Source organism: Isoptericola maris (assembly GCF_048065335.1).
GTDB classification, from domain to species: domain Bacteria; phylum Actinomycetota; class Actinomycetes; order Actinomycetales; family Cellulomonadaceae; genus Isoptericola; species Isoptericola rhizosphaerae.
Genome location: NZ_JBLUNY010000009.1, coordinates 56,007 through 72,175, shown reverse-complemented (window position 1 = coordinate 72,175; position 16,169 = coordinate 56,007). Strand labels below are relative to the sequence as shown.

At 74.1% G+C, this 16,169-nt stretch carries 19 protein-coding genes and 1 pseudogene; 13 read left to right on the top strand and 7 right to left on the bottom strand.

The window, feature by feature from the left end; all coding sequences use genetic code 11:
• Positions 1 to 9 precede the first annotated feature (9 nt).
• Entirely contained in the window at positions 10 to 318 is a 309-nt protein-coding gene (locus tag ACH5HR_RS13400; protein ID WP_416478301.1) for a hypothetical protein, read from the top strand.
• A gap of 8 nt (positions 319 to 326) precedes the next feature.
• On the opposite strand, the gene ACH5HR_RS13395 is transcribed toward ACH5HR_RS13400, so the two are convergent.
• Complete coding sequence (locus ACH5HR_RS13395) at positions 327 to 809, bottom strand: glutathione peroxidase (RefSeq protein ID WP_402372413.1); 483 nt, start codon at positions 807 to 809, stop codon at positions 327 to 329.
• On the opposite strand from ACH5HR_RS13395, the pseudogene ACH5HR_RS13390 reads away from it, so the two are divergent.
• Positions 808 to 1,701, top strand: a pseudogene (locus ACH5HR_RS13390) (pseudouridine synthase); the annotation flags it as partial. The gene ACH5HR_RS13395 and the pseudogene ACH5HR_RS13390 overlap by 2 nt on opposite strands.
• Before the next feature lie 300 nt (positions 1,702 to 2,001).
• Here ACH5HR_RS13390 and ACH5HR_RS13385 read toward each other — a convergent pair.
• Positions 2,002 to 2,751, bottom strand: a complete 750-nt coding sequence (locus ACH5HR_RS13385) for an SDR family NAD(P)-dependent oxidoreductase (protein WP_402372409.1) — start codon at positions 2,749 to 2,751, stop codon at positions 2,002 to 2,004.
• A gap of 77 nt (positions 2,752 to 2,828) precedes the next feature.
• On the opposite strand from ACH5HR_RS13385, the gene ACH5HR_RS13380 reads away from it, so the two are divergent.
• The 6 genes from ACH5HR_RS13380 (at position 2,829) to ACH5HR_RS13355 (ending at position 7,415) form a co-directional block, all read left to right on the top strand.
• Complete coding sequence (locus tag ACH5HR_RS13380; RefSeq protein WP_416478298.1) at positions 2,829 to 3,398, top strand: TetR/AcrR family transcriptional regulator; 570 nt, start codon at positions 2,829 to 2,831, stop codon at positions 3,396 to 3,398.
• A gap of 14 nt (positions 3,399 to 3,412) precedes the next feature.
• Positions 3,413 to 4,624: an alanine racemase gene (gene alr / locus ACH5HR_RS13375; RefSeq protein ID WP_416478297.1), complete on the top strand. Its 1,212-nt coding sequence runs from the start codon at positions 3,413 to 3,415 to the stop codon at positions 4,622 to 4,624.
• Positions 4,621 to 5,187, top strand: a complete 567-nt coding sequence (tsaE, locus tag ACH5HR_RS13370) for a tRNA (adenosine(37)-N6)-threonylcarbamoyltransferase complex ATPase subunit type 1 TsaE (RefSeq protein ID WP_402372402.1) — start codon at positions 4,621 to 4,623, stop codon at positions 5,185 to 5,187. The genes alr and tsaE overlap by 4 nt, the downstream gene beginning before the upstream one ends.
• Positions 5,188 to 5,272: 85 nt before the next feature.
• Positions 5,273 to 6,013: a tRNA (adenosine(37)-N6)-threonylcarbamoyltransferase complex dimerization subunit type 1 TsaB gene (gene tsaB / locus ACH5HR_RS13365; RefSeq protein ID WP_416478295.1), complete on the top strand. Its 741-nt coding sequence runs from the start codon at positions 5,273 to 5,275 to the stop codon at positions 6,011 to 6,013.
• Positions 6,010 to 6,540, top strand: coding sequence for a ribosomal protein S18-alanine N-acetyltransferase (rimI, locus tag ACH5HR_RS13360; protein WP_402372398.1), 531 nt, complete (start codon positions 6,010 to 6,012; stop codon positions 6,538 to 6,540). The genes tsaB and rimI overlap by 4 nt, the downstream gene beginning before the upstream one ends.
• Complete coding sequence (locus ACH5HR_RS13355; protein ID WP_416478293.1) at positions 6,537 to 7,415, top strand: sulfurtransferase; 879 nt, start codon at positions 6,537 to 6,539, stop codon at positions 7,413 to 7,415. Before rimI ends, ACH5HR_RS13355 begins: the two co-directional genes overlap by 4 nt.
• 88 nt (positions 7,416 to 7,503) lie before the next feature.
• Here the strand turns inward: ACH5HR_RS13355 and ACH5HR_RS13350 are convergent, their stop codons facing one another.
• Positions 7,504 to 8,124, bottom strand: coding sequence for a malonic semialdehyde reductase (locus tag ACH5HR_RS13350; protein WP_416478292.1), 621 nt, complete (start codon positions 8,122 to 8,124; stop codon positions 7,504 to 7,506).
• Positions 8,125 to 8,248: 124 nt separating this feature from the next.
• On the opposite strand from ACH5HR_RS13350, the gene tsaD reads away from it, so the two are divergent.
• The 3 genes from tsaD to ACH5HR_RS13335 are packed head-to-tail and all read left to right on the top strand — an operon-like array spanning position 8,249 to position 10,603.
• Positions 8,249 to 9,307, top strand: coding sequence for a tRNA (adenosine(37)-N6)-threonylcarbamoyltransferase complex transferase subunit TsaD (gene tsaD, locus ACH5HR_RS13345; protein ID WP_402372391.1), 1,059 nt, complete (start codon positions 8,249 to 8,251; stop codon positions 9,305 to 9,307).
• A gap of 4 nt (positions 9,308 to 9,311) precedes the next feature.
• A complete protein-coding gene (locus ACH5HR_RS13340; protein WP_402372388.1) occupies positions 9,312 to 9,911 on the top strand; it encodes an SRPBCC family protein in 600 nt (199 codons plus the stop codon).
• Positions 9,908 to 10,603, top strand: a complete 696-nt coding sequence (locus ACH5HR_RS13335; protein WP_402372386.1) for a DUF4166 domain-containing protein — start codon at positions 9,908 to 9,910, stop codon at positions 10,601 to 10,603. Before ACH5HR_RS13340 ends, ACH5HR_RS13335 begins: the two co-directional genes overlap by 4 nt.
• A gap of 37 nt (positions 10,604 to 10,640) precedes the next feature.
• On the opposite strand, the gene ACH5HR_RS13330 is transcribed toward ACH5HR_RS13335, so the two are convergent.
• The 3 genes from ACH5HR_RS13330 to ACH5HR_RS13320 all read right to left on the bottom strand — a co-directional run bounded on the left by ACH5HR_RS13330 (position 10,641) and on the right by ACH5HR_RS13320 (position 13,923).
• On the bottom strand, positions 10,641 to 11,381 hold the full coding sequence (locus ACH5HR_RS13330; RefSeq protein WP_416478290.1) for an alpha/beta hydrolase: 741 nt from the start codon (positions 11,379 to 11,381) through the stop codon (positions 10,641 to 10,643).
• Between the two features lie 78 nt (positions 11,382 to 11,459).
• The gene (locus ACH5HR_RS13325) at positions 11,460 to 12,608 is read right to left on the bottom strand and encodes a glutamate--cysteine ligase (protein ID WP_402372382.1); all 1,149 of its coding nucleotides are present in this window, start codon (positions 12,606 to 12,608) and stop codon (positions 11,460 to 11,462) included.
• Between the two features lie 40 nt (positions 12,609 to 12,648).
• Complete coding sequence (locus ACH5HR_RS13320) at positions 12,649 to 13,923, bottom strand: class I SAM-dependent methyltransferase (protein WP_402372379.1); 1,275 nt, start codon at positions 13,921 to 13,923, stop codon at positions 12,649 to 12,651.
• A 194-nt stretch (positions 13,924 to 14,117) separates the two neighbouring features.
• Between ACH5HR_RS13320 and groES the strand changes: the two genes are divergently transcribed.
• Entirely contained in the window at positions 14,118 to 14,414 is a 297-nt protein-coding gene (gene groES / locus ACH5HR_RS13315) for a co-chaperone GroES (protein ID WP_106267193.1), read from the top strand.
• Positions 14,415 to 14,493: 79 nt separating this feature from the next.
• Here the strand turns inward: groES and ACH5HR_RS13310 are convergent, their stop codons facing one another.
• A complete protein-coding gene (locus ACH5HR_RS13310) occupies positions 14,494 to 14,784 on the bottom strand; it encodes a WhiB family transcriptional regulator (protein ID WP_402372377.1) in 291 nt (96 codons plus the stop codon).
• Positions 14,785 to 14,985: 201 nt separating this feature from the next.
• Between ACH5HR_RS13310 and ACH5HR_RS13305 the strand changes: the two genes are divergently transcribed.
• Positions 14,986 to 16,098, top strand: coding sequence for a MerR family transcriptional regulator (locus ACH5HR_RS13305; RefSeq protein ID WP_416478287.1), 1,113 nt, complete (start codon positions 14,986 to 14,988; stop codon positions 16,096 to 16,098).
• Positions 16,099 to 16,169 lie beyond the last annotated feature (71 nt).

Genomic DNA, 16,169 nt, shown 5'->3' with positions numbered 1-16,169 from the left:
GATCGCCGGGTGGGCCAAGACCCACCTGCACCCGCGGTCCGACGGCGAAGCACCCGCTGGGCACTACCTCGGCGGGGTGACGGTGGTCCCGTCCTGGCGGCGGCGCCGGGTCGCGACGGCGCTCACGAGGCGCGGATCGCCTGGATCGCCGAGCGAGCGGACCGGGCGTTCTACGTGGTCAACGCCCGTAACGCGGCCTCTGTCGCCCTGCACGAGCGCTGGGGGTTCCGGGAGGTCGCTCGGGCGGCGGCCTTCCACGGCGTCACCTTCGCCGGCGGGGCCGGGGTGCTCCTGGCAGCCGACGTCAGCGGGTGGTGAACGCGGTGCTACCGCGGCAGGTGGGTCTCGATCGCCTCGATGATCGCCGGGTCGTCGGGGACCGTCGTGGGGGAGTAGCGCCGCACCTCGCCGCCGGGCAGCACGAGGAACTTCTCGAAGTTCCACCGGATGCGTCCGTCGTGCCCGCCCGCGTCCGGCGTCCTGGTCAGCTCCGCGTACAGCGGGTGGGCGTTCTTGCCGTTGACCTTGACCTTCGAGACCACCGGGAAGGTCACGCCGTACGTCGTGGAGCAGAACTCCGCGATCTTCTCGTCCGTGGACAGCTCCTGGAGGAACTGGTTGCTCGGGAACCCGACCACGGTGAAACCGCGGTCCGCGTACTTGCGCTGCAGGGCCTCCAACGTGTCGTACTGGGGCGTCAGGCCGCAGCGCGAGGCGACGTTGACCACCATGACCACCTCGTCGCGGTGCTCCGCGAGGGTGGCGGACGTGCCGTCCATGCGATCGAAGGGGATGTCGTAGAGGCTCATGCGCCCATCCTCGCCTGCCGGCGCCGGCGTCACCAGGCCCGGGCCGCCCGCGCGCGAGAATGACCACATGTCTCACGCGCCCTCGTCCCGGCCGGCCTCCCCGCCGCCGCGACCCGGACCTCGCCGGCACGTCCCGCCGCTGCCGGTGCGGGACGGGCTCAACCCGACGCGCCTGGTCCTGCCGCACGACGCCGCCACGACCGCGCGCCACCGCACGGCGCTCGGCTACCTCCTCGCCAGGTTTCCCGACGACGCCGTCCGCCTGCGCGAGAAGGTCGCGGCCGGCGAGGTCGTCACGGGCGACGGCACGGCCGTCACCGCGAGCACGCCCTACGTGCCGCGCGGCTTCCTCTACCTGTACCGCGACCCGCCGTCGGTGGAGCCGGAGGTGCCCGGCCTGGCCGACATCGAGGTGCTGCACCGCGACGAGAACCTGCTCGTGGTGGACAAGCCGCACCTCGTGGCGACGATGCCGCGCGGCCGCTGGGTCACCCGGACGGTGCTGACCCACCTGCGCCGCACGCTCGACCTGCCCGACCTCGTGCCCGCGCACCGCCTCGACCGGCCCACGGCCGGTGTGCTCGTGCTCACCCTGCGTCCGGAGGTACGCGGCCCTTACCAGCTCGTCTTCCAGGAGCGCCGCGTGGCCAAGGTCTACGAGGCCGTCGCGCCGCTGCCGCCGGCCGCAACCACCGGCGACGACGGCGGTACCGGCTTCCCGCGGACGGTGCGGTCGCGCATCGTCAAGCGCCGCGGGGTGGTGCGGGCCGAGGAGGTGCCCGGCGAGCCGAACGCCGAGTCCTGGATCGACCTGGTCGCCCGCGACGACGAGCGCGGGCTCGGGCTGTACCGGCTCGAGCCGCACACCGGCAGGACCCACCAGCTCCGGCTGCACATGGCCTCGCTCGGCCTGCCGCTGCTGCACGACCCGTTCTGGCCCGTGCTGCGCGCGGACGCGCCCGACGACCCGGCGCGTCCCCTGCAGCTCCTGGCGCGGTCGCTGACGTTCGACGACCCCCTCACCGGCGAGCGCCGCGAGCGCGTCTCGCGGCGCGCGCGCGCCGGGGGGCCCCCCGACGGGCGGCCGGCCCCGCGGCGCCCCCCCCCCCCCCCCCGGCGCCGCGGGGGGCGCGGGCGCGCGCCCCCCCCCTCGCCGGGTGGCCCCCGGACGGGCGTCCGGACCGACGGCGGGTCACGCGTCCCGGGTGATCCGCCCGGCCGCACCCGGGGCCATCCGGTGCAGGAGGCGGAACGGTCCGGCGATGCCGATGTCGATGTCGTCGCGGCCGCGTTCCAGGGCGCGGACCGTCCCGCGGGCGGCGTCGGCGGAGGACATCGCCCCCTGGGCGCGGCCGGCCGTCATCGGCGTGTCGACCAGGGGCAGCGTGATGATCGTCGACCGCACGGTGGGCGCCTCGTGGTGCAGCTGGCGGCGCAACGAGAGCGCGAAGGCGACGAGGCCGGCCTTCGCCGCGCAGTACGCCGGGGCGCTGCGCTTGGGGGCGAACCCGAGCGTGCTCGTGACGAACGCGACGCGGGCCGGGCTGCCGTGCCGCAGCAGGGGCAGCGCTTCGACCGTGAAGGCGATCGGCGCGACGAGGTCGGCGACGACCTCGTCCTGGAGCTTCTGGACGGTGGTGCGCGGTGCGTAGGTGATCAGGTCGACCTCGGTCTGCACCGCGGCGCTCTGTACGAGCAGGTCCAGACCGCCGAGCTGGTCGCACGCCTGGGCGACGGCGGCGTGCCGGTCGTCCGGGACGGTCAGGTCGGCCCGGACTGCGGTGTGCCCGGCGCGCCGTGCGGCGTCGAGCCGGCCAGGGTCCCGGCCGACGACCATGACGCGCGCCCCGCGGGCGGCGAGCCGGTCGGCCAGGGCGCGGCCGTAGCCGCTGGTGCCTCCGGTGATCAGGGCCCGGGTGCCTCCGAGGTCGGTGCGGTTCATGCGCCCGACCCCGTTTCTGTAGCGACTGCTTCATTCATGACCGGATCATAACCGTAGCGACTGCTACATTGGCAAGCGTGATCCGACCTCGTGACGAGACGCGCCGCGACGAGCTCCTCGCTGCGGCCTTCGACCACGCCGCCACCCACGGGCTTGCCACCCTGTCGCTGCGGCCCCTCGCCCGGGCGATCGGCACCTCCGACCGCATGCTGGTCCACTACTTCGGCACCAAGGACGAGCTGATCGCCCAGATGCTCGACCGCGGCAAACCCTCGATCGACGGGCAGCTCGCTGCCTCCCCGGACCTGACCCCCGGTGCGCTGGCGCACCACCTGTGGGCCCAGATGACCGGCGACGGGCAGCAGGCGCCCCGGGTGCGCCTCATGCTCGAGGCGATGGCCCTCGCCCTGCACCAGCCCACGAAGTACGCGCACGTCGCCGCCACCGCGCACCGCGGCTGGATCGAACCAGTCACCGACGCGCTGGCCCGTGCGCTCGACGTCGGGCACAGCGACGCGGCCGCCCGCGCGACCCTGCTCGTCTCAGGCCTCAAAGGCCTCGCGCTCGACGTCTTCGTGACCGGCGACCGAGCGCGCGCGGACGCCGCCGCCACCCTTCTCATCGACGCCGCGACGCGCGGGCAGTGAGAGAATCACTGACCGTGAACCTCCCCGCACTCGACGACGGCACACCGGCCCAGGCGACCGTCGACCTCGACGCGATCAGCGGCAACGTGCGCGCCCTGCGCGGCCACGCGCCGTCGTCGGACCTCATGGCCGTCGTCAAGGCGGACGGGTACGGGCACGGCCTGGTGCCCGCGGCCCGCGCGGCGCTCGCGGGAGGAGCGACCTGGCTGGGAGTGGCGACGGTCGCGGAAGCGCTGGCGCTCCGAGCGGCGGTCGGCCCTGGCGAAGCGCGCGTGCTGGTCTGGCTGCTGACCCCGGGCGCGGCGTTCGCCGACCTGCTCCGGGCGGACGTCGACGTGACGGTCGCGGCACCCTGGGCGCTCGACGAGGTGGTCGCCGGGGCGCGTGCTGCCGGGGTGCCGGCACGCGTGCACCTCAAGGTGGACACCGGCCTGTCCCGCGGGGGCGTGGCGGCCGGGGACCTGCCCGACGTGGCGCGCCGTGCGGCGGCCTTCGAGGCCTCTGGCGAGCTGCGCGTCGTCGGGGTCTTCTCGCACCTGGCGTGCGCCGACGAGCCGGGGCACCCCTCGATCGCGCGGCAGGCCGCCGCGTTCGAGGCGGCGCTGGAGGTGACCGGCGCGGCCGGCCTGCGGCCCGAGGTGCGCCACCTGGCCAACTCGGCGGCGACGATCACCCTGCCCGAGCTGCACTACGACCTGGTGCGGACGGGCATCTCCGTGTACGGGTTCGCACCCAGCCCTGCGCTCGGCGTGCCGGGCGACTACGGGCTCCGGCCGGCGATGACGTTCCGGTCCCGGCTGGCGAACGTCAAGCAGGTCGCCGCGGGGGAGGGCGTCTCGTACGGACACCTGTACACCACGTCGCAGGACACCACCGTCGGACTCGTGCCGGTCGGCTACGGCGACGGCGTGCCGCGGCATGCCTCGGGCGGGTCCGCCGGGCCGGGCGGGCCCGTCGCCGTCGGGCAAGGGCCGGGCGCTCGCGTGCTCCGGGTGGCCGGGCGTGTGTGCATGGACCAGTTCGTGCTGGACCTGGGCCCCGGAGCCGGCGAGCACGCCGGGGACGTGGTGACGCTGTTCGGCTCGTCGGACGGCGTGGCGCACGCCGACGTCCCCAACGCGCAGGACTGGGCGGACGCCGCGGGCACCATCAGCTACGAGATCGTCACCCGCCTGGGCGCGCGCGTGCCACGGGTGTACGTGTCAGAAGGAGACGTGCTCCAGTGAGCGACGCCGTCGTGCAGACCGAGACCGACCTGCCGGACGCCGCGACCACCCGCGCGCTCGGCGCGGCGCTGGCCGCCGTGCTGCGCGCGGGGGACCTGGTGATCCTCACCGGTGACCTCGGCGCGGGCAAGACCACGCTGACCCAAGGGCTCGGCGCGGCACTGGGCGTGCGCGGGCAGGTCGCCTCGCCCACGTTCATCGTGGCGCGCGAGCACCCGCCCCTGCCGGGGTCGACGGGGCCTGACGGCGGCCCCGGCCCCGCCCTGGTGCACGTGGACGCCTACCGCCTCGGCGGACTGTCCGAGCTCGACGCGCTCGACCTGGACTCGTCGCTCGAGGAGTCGGTGACCGTCGTCGAGTGGGGCCGCGGGCTGGCGGAGGCGCTCACCGACGAGCGGCTCGAGATCGAACTCGCGCGGCCCCGGGGCGGGGTCGGCGCCGATCTGGACACCGACCCGGACGCGGACCCGGGGGCCGGCACGCGGCACGCGGTGCTCCGTGGTGTCGGCGCGCGCTGGGCGGACGTCGACCTCGCCCGTATTGCCGACGTCGGCAATCCGTAGCCAGATCGGCAGTCCGCACCGCCGATCTCGACCCGTATTGCCGACGTCGGCAATACGTAGCGGGGGTGCGCCGTAGGCTGGGGCCGTGGCAGTTCTCGCTCTCGACACCTCCGCGGCCGTGGCCGTCGCACTCGTGGACGACGACGGCGCTCGCCTCGCCGCGCGCACCGCCACGGAGCGCCGCCGGCACGCCGAGTCGCTCGCCCCGCTGATCGCCGAGGTCCTGGCCGAGGCGGACCTGGAGCGCACCGACCTGACCGCCGTCGTCGGCGGCACCGGGCCGGCTCCCTTCACCGGCCTGCGCGTCGGTCTGGTGACCGCCCGCACGCTGGCGCTCAGCCTCGACATCGACGTGCTCGGCGTGCCCAGCATCGACGCCCTCGCGGTGCAGGCCGTGGCGGACCTCGGCCTGCGGCCGGGGGACGAGGTCCTCGCCGCGACCGACGCCCGCCGCAAGGAGGTCTACTGGGCGCGCTACCGCGTCGTCGCGCATGAGGGCCCGCACGGGGTCCCCGTCCTGGAGACGCTGCACGGCCCGGAGGTCCGGAAGGCGGCCGAGGTGGCCGCGGCGCAGCTCGACGCCCCGGCCGAGGCAGGTGCTCATCTGGCGGTCGTCGGCGAGGGCGCGGCGCTCTACTCCGAGGACCTGCCGCCCGACGACGACGCCCCGCTGGTCCCGGACGCGACAGTGCTGGCGCGGGTCGCCCTCGCGCGGCGGGCAGCCGGCGAGGAGCTGCCGACCGAGCCGCTGTACCTGCGCCGCCCCGACGTGCAGGAGCCGGCCGGGGCCAAGCGTGCGCTGCCCGCCAAGGGTGGTGCGGCGTGACGGAGAACCCGCTGGAGGTGCGGCTGCGACCCCTGGAGAGCGCCGACTTCGACCGCGTGCTGGAGCTGGAGCGCGAGCTCTTCGGCGCGGGAGCGTGGACCTACGGGATGCTCGCCGACGAGCTGGCCGGCCTCGGCCGGTGGTACGTCGTGGCCGAGCCCGCCGACGCGGCCGAGCGGTACGGCGTCGGGCGGCGACCCGTGGTCGGGTACGCGGGCCTGTGGTTCGACGGCGAGGTGGCCCAGGTGATGACCCTGGGGACCGCCCGGAAGTACCAGAGCCGGGGGGTGGGCCGGCTGCTGCTGGAGGCCCTCGTCGACCGGTCCCGCGTGCTGCGTGCGCGGGCGGTGTTCCTGGAGGTCGCGGTGGACAACGCCCACGCGATCGCCCTCTACGAGCAGTTCGGGTTCGAGCGTCTCGGCGTGCGCAAGCGCTACTACCAGCCCGAGAACACGGACGCGTACACGATGCGGATGGACCTCGCCGTGCCGGAGGCGGGCACGACGGCGCCCGGGGACGCCGCGTGAGCGAGTGGGCGGGCGGTCCCCGCCACGAGGTGCTGGTGGACGCCGCCACGCTCGCCGCGGACCTGCAGCTCGGCGGTCTGGAGGACCCGGCCGGGGGTGCCCCCGTCCTGCTCGACGTGCGCTGGGAGCTCGGGCGGGCCGACGGCCGCGAGCAGTACGAGGCGGGCCACCTGCCGGGCGCGGTGTTCGTCGACCTGGAGACCGGCCTGGCGGCGCCGCCGTCGGCCGCCGAGGGGCGCCACCCGCTGCCGTCGGCGACCGCCTTCCAGGAGGCGGCGCGGAGCTGGGGGATCAGCACGGGCTCGCGGGTCGTCGTGTACGACGCCGTGGGCGGCACGTCTGCCGCGCGTGCCTGGTGGCTGCTGCGCTGGTTCGGGCATCCGCGGGTGCGGATCCTCGACGGCGGGCTGGCGGCCTGGGTGCGGGCCGGCCACCCGCTCGAGGCGGGATCCGTCGAGCGCGAGCGGGGCGACGTCGTCGTGCACCCCGGCGGGATGCCCGTGCTGGACGCCGGCGACGCCGCGGAGCTCGCGGCGGACGGTGTGCTGCTCGACGCGCGGGCGGGCGAGCGGTTTCGCGGCGAGGTCGAGCCGGTGGACCCGCGTGCGGGTCACGTCCCGGGAGCCGTCTCGGCCCCCACGGTCGAGAACCTGGCCGAGGACGGGACGTTCCGGCCGGGGTCCGAGCTGGCGGAGCGGTTCGCGGCGCTGGGCGCGACGGCGGACCGGCCGGTGGGTGTCTACTGCGGGTCCGGCGTGACGGCGGCGCACGAGGTCGCCGCGCTGGCCTCGGTGGGTGTCAGCGCCGCGCTGTACCCCGGGTCGTGGTCCCAGTGGTCGAACGACCCGGCCCGCCCCGTCGCCACCGACCCCTGAGCGTTGTGGGCGCGATTTCTGGCCCGATATGCCCTTTTGAGGCAGAAATTTCGCCCAGAAATCGCGCCCACAACGCACGGGAGGTGGGTCAGAGGATCTCGGCGACCTGCTCGAAAGCGAGGCGCGGGTTCCGCGGGTACGGCGACCCCTCGCCGTCGGCCACACCGACGTTGACCACCATGAACGACTTCCAGCCGGAGTCGGCGAAGAACTCGGCGTCGACACCGGCGAAGTCCATGCCGTTCATCGGGCCGGCCGCGAGGCCCACGGAACGCAGCGCGACGATGAGGTAGCCCGCCTGGATCAGGGCGTTGGTGCGGGCCATCTGCTCACGGGCATCGACGGCGGGCGCGAGCTGCTCGCGGATGCCGGGGTACACGGGGAAGAGCTCGTCGAGGTGCTCGTGGAACGCGGGGTCGGAGGCCAGGACGAGGGACACGGGCGCCGCGTCGACCTTCGCCTTGTTGCCGTCGGCCATGTGCGTGACCAGACGCTGCTTGGCCTCACCGGAGCGGACCACCAGCAGGCGCAGCGGCAGGGAGTTCATCGCCGTCGGGCCCAGCTTGGCGAGATCCCAGGCCGCCTCGAGCTGAGCGTCGGGCACCTCGGCGTCGGTCCACTGCGAGGTGGTGCGGGCGTCGCGGAAGAGCAGGTCTGCCGCGGCCTCGTCGATGGCGAGCGGCGCGGTCTCCAGAACGGTGTCGGTCATGCCCGGCCCAACATTTCCATGCGTTCGCATGATTCCTGGAACGGCGGTGACGTCCGACACGTCGCTGGACCGACCGGCCCGAGCCCGCCGAGCCCGCCCCGCGCGCGATGCGATCATGGGTGCCATGACTGACCAGACCGGTGGCGAGCCCCTGGTGCTCGGGATCGAGACCTCCTGCGACGAGACGGGGGTCGCGCTGGTGCGCGGGGACACGCTGCTGTTCGACGCCGTCGCCAGCTCGATGGACGAGCACGCCCGCTACGGCGGCATCATCCCGGAGGTCGCCAGCCGCGCCCACCTCGAGGCGATGGTCCCGACGATCCGCCGCGCGCTCGCCGAGGCCGACGTCGACCTGTCCGAGGTCGACGCCGTCGCCGTGACCGCCGGCCCCGGCCTGGTCGGCCCGCTGACCATCGGCGCGAGCGCCGCCAAGGCGCTGTCCATCGGACTCGCCAAGCCGTTGTACGGCGTCAACCACGTCATCGGCCACGCCGCGGTCAACCAGCTCGTCGACGGCCCGTTCACCGGGCGCTCGATGGCGCTGGTCGTCTCCGGCGGACACAGCTCGCTGCTCCTCGTCGACGACATCGCCACCGACGTCACCGAGCTCGGGTCCACGCTCGACGACGCGGCCGGGGAGGCCTTCGACAAGGTCGGCCGCCTGCTCGGCCTGCCCTACCCGGGCGGCCCGCACATCGACCGGCTCGCCCGCGAGGGCGACCCCGAGGCGATCCGGTTCCCGCGCGGGCTCACCGCGCGCAAGGACCAGGCGAAGCACGCCTACGACTTCAGCTTCTCCGGGCTCAAGACGGCGGTGGCCCGGTGGGTCGAGACCTGCCAGGACGAGGGGCGCGAGGTGCCGGTGGCCGACGTCGCGGCCTCCTTCGCGGCGGCCGTCGTCGACGTGCTCACCGCCAAGACGATCGCGGCCTGCCGTGCGCACGACGTGGACACCCTGGTGATCGGCGGCGGTTTCTCCGCGAACAGCCAGCTGCGCGAGATGGCGGCGGAGCGGTGTGCGGCCGCCGGGATCGACCTGCGCATCCCGCCGATCCGCTACTGCACCGACAACGGGGCGATGATCGCGGCGCTGGGCTCCGCCGTCGTGCGGGCCGGGGTGGCGCCGTCGGACCTCGACATCGGCGTCGACTCGTCCATGCCGCTGACCGCCATCACGGTCTGAGCGCGTGCGCGCGCTGTACGTGGAGACCGTCGTCCGCACGACGACGGACCGGCTCTGGGAGCTGACCCAGGACCCGGAGCAGCACGTGCGCTGGGACCTGCGGTTCAGCCGGATCGTCCCCGTCGGCGAACTGCCCGGCGGCGGCACGCGGTTCCGCTACGAGCGGGCGGTCGGCCCGCACACGATCCGCGGCACCGGCACCTCCCTGGGCGAACGCCAAGGCCCGGACGGCACCTGCACGTCCGCGCTGCGCTTCGACACCGACGACCGCACCTCGCCGCTGCGGGACGGGCGCGGCTACTGGCGGTACGTCCCGGTCGACGGCGGTACCCGGTTCGTCACCGGCTACGACTACACGCCGGGCTTCGGCCGCGCCGCGGACCGGGTGCTGCGCCCCGTCGTGCTGTGGATGACGGCGTGGAGCTTCGACCGCCTGCGGATCTGGGCCGAGACGGGCACGCCGCCCGAGCGGTGGCCCCTCGTCTCCGTCCTGGCGTTCTGGCGGCGGGACCGGCCCCGGGCGTCCCGCTGCGTCACCCGGCGCCCGGGCCGCGACCCGATGCACGACGCCCCGGCCGCGCTCGACACCCTGGAGGCACCGTGACCGAGACGCCGTCCGAGAGCATCTTCCGCCGCGCGCTGGGCACGGAGTTCGACCGGCTGCACCCCCAACTCCGGCGTCGCTTCGGGGTGTCGACCGACGGCGGGTACGCCTGCGTGGGCCGGGGCGTGATGCGCCGGATCCGTCGCGGTCCGTGGTGGACGGTGCCGTTCCTGCAGATCGGCCGCCTGCGCAACATCCTCGTCGCGGACGTCGGCGACGAGGTGCCCTTCACCGTCGAGAACTACCCCTACCGCGACCCCCACGGTCGCGAGACCGTCACGTTCGTCCGGGAGTACTGGGTCCCGGGCAAGCGGCGCCCGAGCCGCTTCGACGCGACGATGGTCCTGGACCCCGGCCGGGGCGTCATCGTGGACTACCTCGGCACGCACCAGCACCTCGCCGTCGACCTGGACCTGCGGGTCGAGCCGGACGGGTCGCTGCTCCTGCGCTCCGGCGCGCAGCGCTTCTACGAGGGTCCGCTCGGCTTCCGCTTCCCGATGCTCTTCTCCGGCCGGGCGACGCTGCGCGAGAGCTACGACGACGATGCCGGCGTCTTCCGCATCGACCTCGAGGTCCGCAACCGGTTGTTCGGGTTCCTCTTCGGCTACGACGGGACGTTCACCTGCGAGTACCCGGAGGCGACGACGGCGCCCGCGCGGCTGCGGCCCGTCCGGCACGAGCAGAGGCTCTGACGCCGGGTGGTGATGCGCCCGCGCAGGTCACGGGCTTTCACGAGGGGTGGGGTGCCTGCTCCAGCAAGGCCTGCACCTGATCGACCACCAGGTCGGGGTGGGAGACGAACGGGTGGTGCCCGGTCGGCAGCTCGACGGAGCGCGTCGCTCGACCCGCGTGGATGCGTTGCAGCTCGACCGAGGTGCTGCGATCGTTCCCGCAGACGATGTACGTCGAGTCGACTCCGCGCCAGCCGGCAGCACTGGTTGGCGTCACGAACGCGCCGGCCGCCTGCGGGGCCACCCGCTCCCACGCCTGACGCTGGGTCGCGTCGTCCGCGTCCTGCAGGAACCGGGCTCCGAACGAGGGAGCGTCGTAGCCGGAGACGCTCAGCGTGCCGTCACCGTTGTCGCCGATCGACACCGGGTCGTCCTCACCGCTCATGATGGCGGCCTGCGACTGCCCGACCTCGGGCAGGTAGGACGAGACGTAGAGCAGGTGCGAGACCGCGGGGTGCCGGCCGGCTTCGGCGATGACGGTGCCCCCGTAGGAGTGACCGACGACGATCGCGGAGTCCATGTCGTCGAGCTCACGGCGCAGCGCCGCCGCGTCGGCGACGAGGCCGCCCGCGACCTGCTCGGGTGCGGTCTCTGCGCACGACGGCAGCGCGAGGGCTCGGCTCTGGATCCCAGTACGTTCCCGGAGCAGGTCCGCTGCTCGCCGCCACCACCATTCCCCGTCGCGGACCAGAGCGCCATGAACGAATACCAGCTCCACCGGAACACCTGAGCTCTTCATCTCAGTGACCCTACGGATCCACGCACGATGAAGGGGCCGAATCTGCTGACGGCGCATTTCCAAGCGCCCAGGCGGCCGTCAGCCGAGGGGCAGCGGTCGCCCCGCCCGCAGCTCGCCGACCAGCGACCGCACCACGGCCTCGAGCCCGGCCTGCCCGCCGCCGTGCGCGGCGGCGACGGCGCGCTGGCGCTGGTAGGAGGCGCCCGCCCGCAGGATCTCGTGGATGCCGTCCAGCTCGGCGGAGCAGCCGAGCCGGGCGGCGACCGGAGCGAGCTCGTCGAGCAGCCGCGGCAGCGCGTCGGTGATCAGCTCTTCGTTGCCGTCGGCGTCCAGGATGATGATCGCGTCCATGCCGTACCGCGCGGCACGCCACTTGTTCTCGTGGACGAACCAGCGGGGCATGACGGGCAGCGGCCGGCCCTCGTCGAGCAGCGTGGAGAAGTGCTCGACGAGGCAGTGCACGAGCGCCCCGAGCGCCGCCAGCTCGAGCACGTTGGACGTGCCGTCGCAGACCCGCACCTCGACGGTGCCGAAGTGGGGCGCGGGCCGCACGTCCCAGCGGACCTCGGTGAAGTCGTCGATGACCCCGGTCTTGAGCATGTCGTCCACGTACTGCTCGAGCTGGCTCCACTCGGAAAACTGGTACGGCAGGCCGGCGGTGGGCAGCTGTTGGAAGATCAGCGCGCGCATGGAGGCGTACCCGGTGTCGTCGGCGCCCCAGTAGGGCGACGAGGCCGACAGCGCCTGCAGGTGGGCGACGTAGACCATCAGTGACCGCACGATCGGCAGGACCTTGGCGCGGTCCTCGATCCCGACGTGCACGTGCACGCCGTAGACGACCTGCTGGCGTCCCCACACCTGGGTGCGGTCGACGACGGTGGCGTACCGCTGCTTGTCGGTGACCTGCTGCTGCGACCAGTGCGCGAACGGGTGGGTGCCGGCGCCCATGATCTCGACCCGCATCGGTTCGACGACGTCCCGGATCGCGGCGATCCCGGCTTCCAGGTCGACGATGGCGGCCCCGACCGTGTCGCACACGTCCGAGACGACCTCGAGGGTGTTGCGCAGGAACTCCGGCTTGACGAAGCGTGCCCGCTCGTCGGGGCCGAGCGCCGCCATCACGGCGGGCGCGACCTGGCGCAGGTTGCCGGAGTCGGCGTCGACGAGCGCCAGCTCCCACTCGAGGCCGACGCTCGAGCGGCGGGACGGCGCGAAGTCCAGCGACATGGGGCCATGCTTCCATGCCACGGGGGTGGCTGCCGGGGTCCTACCAACCGGTGGCGAGCGGCTCGACGACGAGCACGTGCTGGCGCCCGGCCACGCGCGTCAGGACGAGGGTGGCGGCCGCGTCACCCTTGAGTGCGAGTTGCGAGCGGAGCTGCTCGGGGGTGACGGCGGTGCCGCGCTTCTTGACGGTCAGCCGCCCGACGCCGCGCTCGCGCAGGTACGCCTTGAGCTTCTTGAGGTTGAACGGCATGACGTCCAGCACCCGGTAGCCGGTGGCGAGGGGAGCGGTGCCCGACGGCGGCGCGGGGCCGAGGGCATCGGTGGTGACGTACGCGATGGTGCGGTCGACGAGCCGGCCGCCGAGCTCGGCCGCCGCGTGCGCGACGAGCCCGGCGCGGACGACGGCGCCGTCCGGCTCGTACAGGTAGGCACCGACCGCCCCGACGTCGGGCACCAGGTCGGCGTCCTGCGGTCCGGTGCGCAGGGTGCGTTCCACCGTGCCCGAACCGTCGGTCGCGCCGGGTGTGCCGCCGTCGGCCGCTGCTGCGGTGCCGGTGCGCAGGACGTGCGCCGAGCGGCCGGGACCGTCGGGTGCGAGGGGGCCGAACCAGAGCCCGGCCTCGACGACGTCGCCGTCGACGGAGACCCACTGGGTCTCGGCGTCGTCCGGGAGGCCGTGGTGCGGGATGCCGGGGCCGACCTTGATGCCGAGCGCCGGCACCTGGGCGCGCAGGGCCCACACGGCATCGAGCGGCGGTGCGTAGGCGGCGGGGTCGAAGATGCGCCGCCCGCCCCGGGTGCGGCGGGCGGGGTCGGCGTACACGCCGTCGACACCCTCGCCGGCGAGGTCGAGACCGAGCCCGTCGGCGTGCCGGACCGTCGCCTCGGGGAAGGCGCGCAGGTTGACCGTGGCCAGGGCGGCGGTGACCTCGTCCACGTCGGTGGCCAGGACGTCGAGGCCCACGCCGGCGAAGGCGAGGGCGTCCGCGCCGATGCCGCAGGTGAGGTCGGCGACCTTGGTGACACCCGCGGCGAGGTAGCGGCGGGCGTGCTGCGCAGCGACGAGGAGGCGGGTGGCCTGCTCGAGGCCGGCGGAGGTGAGGAGCATGCCGTCCGCGAAGGACCCGAGCTTGCCGCGGGCGCGGGCGCGGAGCCGCGACTGGGTGAGGGCCGCAGCGGCGAGGTCGGGGTCGACACCCTCGGAGCGCAGCCGGGTGGCCAGCACCATCGCCTGGTGCTCGTCGTACGGTGGCAGGGCGTTGAGCAGCGCCCAGCCCTCGGGGCTGAGCAGCTTGGTGAGGGAGGCCGCGTCCATGGGGTCATCGTCTCAGGAGCGGGGGCGGCCGTGCGCCGGTGCGCCGTGGGAGGAATCTTGGCACTCGACTTGTCAGAGTGCTAACGGCTGCCTAGATTTGGTCCCAGCGCTCACGCTGAGCCGGCACCCGCGACGACGGCCAGCGACAGGGTGCGTCCCAGTCCAGCTAGTCATCGCGAACAAGGAGGTCCGACGTGTCGGTCCCCATCAAGCCGCTCGAGGACCGGATCGTCGTCAAGGCCGTCGAGGCCGAGACCACGACCGCTTCCGGCCTGGTCATCCCGGACACCGCCAAGGAGAAGCCCCAGGAGGGCGAGGTCCTGGCGGTCGGCGACGGCCGTTTCGACGACCAGGGCAACCGCGTCCCGGTCGACGTGAAGGTCGGCGACAAGGTCATCTACAGCAAGTACGGCGGCACCGAGGTCAAGTACGCGGGCGAGGAGTACCTGGTGCTCTCCGCGCGCGACATCCTCGCCGTCGTCGTGAGCTGATCCCCAGCTCTCGACGCTGACGTACGAGGCCCCGCATCATCCGTGATGCGGGGCCTCGTCGTGTTCGTGGGGGGGAGTCTCAGCCGGCCTTGCGGTCGCGGCCGGCCAGCGCGGCGGTGCGCTCGTCCTCGCTGAGCCCGCCCCAGACGCCGTACGGCTCGCGGACCCGCAGCGACTGCTCGCGGCACTGCATCATCACCGGGCACGAGTGGCAGATGGCCTTCGCGGCCTCCGCACGTCGCCGCCGGGTCGACCCGCGCTCACCCTCGGGGTGGAAGAACAGGGTGTCGTCCGCGTCGCGGCACGCGCCCTGGTACTGCCACTCCCACAACTCCATGACTGGCCCAGGCAGTCTCGAGATCTCCGTCATGGCGAACAACCTACAAGTTGTGCAGAAGTTGTTCAAGGGGCTGGAGCAAGTTGGGCACGCTGGGTGTTCGATGTGGGGCTGACCAGGTCGTGAACCGGTTTCGTGAAACGAGTGACTCGTTTCGGTCGGGGATCCTCGCCGGGATCGTGACGCGCCGCAGGCCGCGGTGGCGGTCACGCGCAGCACTGGCAGAATCGAGGCATGACCACCTCGCGACCGGCCCAGGACTCGGGCGGGTCACGCCCGTCAGGCCCCGGGCTGGCTGTCGCAGCCGTCGCACGCCGTCTCGGCGTGGCCCCGGCGACGCTGCGGACCTGGGACAGGCGGTACGGGCTCGGCCCCTCCGACCGTACGGCCGGCTCGCACCGGCGGTACACCCCCGACGACGTCGCCCGGCTGCTCGTCATGCGCCGCCTCACGCTCGAGGGCGTCGCGCCCGTCGACGCTGCCCAGGCGGCGCTCGAGGCCGACGTCGAGGAGCTCGACGAGGCGCAGAGGTCCGGCCCGCCGGTGCCCCCGGAGAGCAGCTCCGAACCGGAGGCGCCCCCCGTGCGCGAGGACGGCGAGAGCGCCGGACGACCCGGCCGGGCGCACCTGCGCGCGCTCCCCGGCGGGGGGCAGGGCGCGCACGCCGCGCCGGGCCACGGCGCGGGTCAGAACGCGTCGGGCAAGGTGTCCGCCGTCGTCGACGCGGCGCTCGCCTACGACCAGGGCCGCTGCGACGACCTGCTGCGGATCCCCGCCCAGGGCGATCCCGCCGTCTGGTGGGCGAACCTCCTCGAGCCGGCCTGGAGCCGGGTCGCCGAGCGAACCGTGCTCGCCGGTCCGGGGGCCGTGCCGGAGGTCGTGCTCGCCACCGCCGCCCTGCACGCCCTGCGGTCCTTCACCGAGGCCTTCGAGCAGGCGGTGGTGCAGAACGGCGGGCCGCCGGCCAACCACCCGAGCCGGATGCGCAACATCGTCCTCATCTTCGCGGCGCCCGACGAGGCCGTGCCGCTCTCCGCGCACGCGCTGGCAGCCGCCCTGACCGCCAAGGGGAAGACGGCACGGATCGTCACCGGCCCCGCGAGCACCCGGCGCTCCCTCGAGCTGGTGACGATGGTGCGCCCCGCCGCCCTGGTCCTGGCGACGACCCAGCGGCGGCCGGACATCGACGTCGTCCACGCGGTGCACGAGGGGTTCCCCGACCTGCCGATCTTCGTCGGGCTCCGCCGCGACGACGTCGCGACCGAGATCCCCCTCGCCGCGCAGGTGCAGCGCGTGCGGTCCTTCACGGGCCTGCTGCACGAGGTGCTCGCCGTGGTCTCCACCTGAGCGCGGACACCCGGAGCCGGCGGCCCGTCCTGCGTGACGGACCGCACCTCCGCGGGCCTCGGGGTGCGCCG

Excerpts from the sequence above, each read along its gene's own strand:
- ACH5HR_RS13395 (WP_402372413.1), bottom strand. The coding sequence starts at position 809 with ATGAGCCTCTACGACATCCCCTTCGATCGCATGGACGGCACGTCCGCC.
- ACH5HR_RS13305 (WP_416478287.1), top strand. The coding sequence starts at position 14,986 with ATGACCACCTCGCGACCGGCCCAGGACTCGGGCGGGTCACGCCCGTCA.
- ACH5HR_RS13325 (WP_402372382.1), bottom strand. The coding sequence starts at position 12,608 with ATGTCGCTGGACTTCGCGCCGTCCCGCCGCTCGAGCGTCGGCCTCGAG.
- ACH5HR_RS13320 (WP_402372379.1), bottom strand. The coding sequence starts at position 13,923 with ATGGACGCGGCCTCCCTCACCAAGCTGCTCAGCCCCGAGGGCTGGGCG.
- tsaD (WP_402372391.1), top strand. The coding sequence starts at position 8,249 with ATGACTGACCAGACCGGTGGCGAGCCCCTGGTGCTCGGGATCGAGACC.
- ACH5HR_RS13350 (WP_416478292.1), bottom strand. The coding sequence starts at position 8,124 with ATGACCGACACCGTTCTGGAGACCGCGCCGCTCGCCATCGACGAGGCC.
- ACH5HR_RS13310 (WP_402372377.1), bottom strand. The coding sequence starts at position 14,784 with ATGACGGAGATCTCGAGACTGCCTGGGCCAGTCATGGAGTTGTGGGAG.
- ACH5HR_RS13330 (WP_416478290.1), bottom strand. The coding sequence starts at position 11,381 with ATGAAGAGCTCAGGTGTTCCGGTGGAGCTGGTATTCGTTCATGGCGCT.
- ACH5HR_RS13385 (WP_402372409.1), bottom strand. The coding sequence starts at position 2,751 with ATGAACCGCACCGACCTCGGAGGCACCCGGGCCCTGATCACCGGAGGC.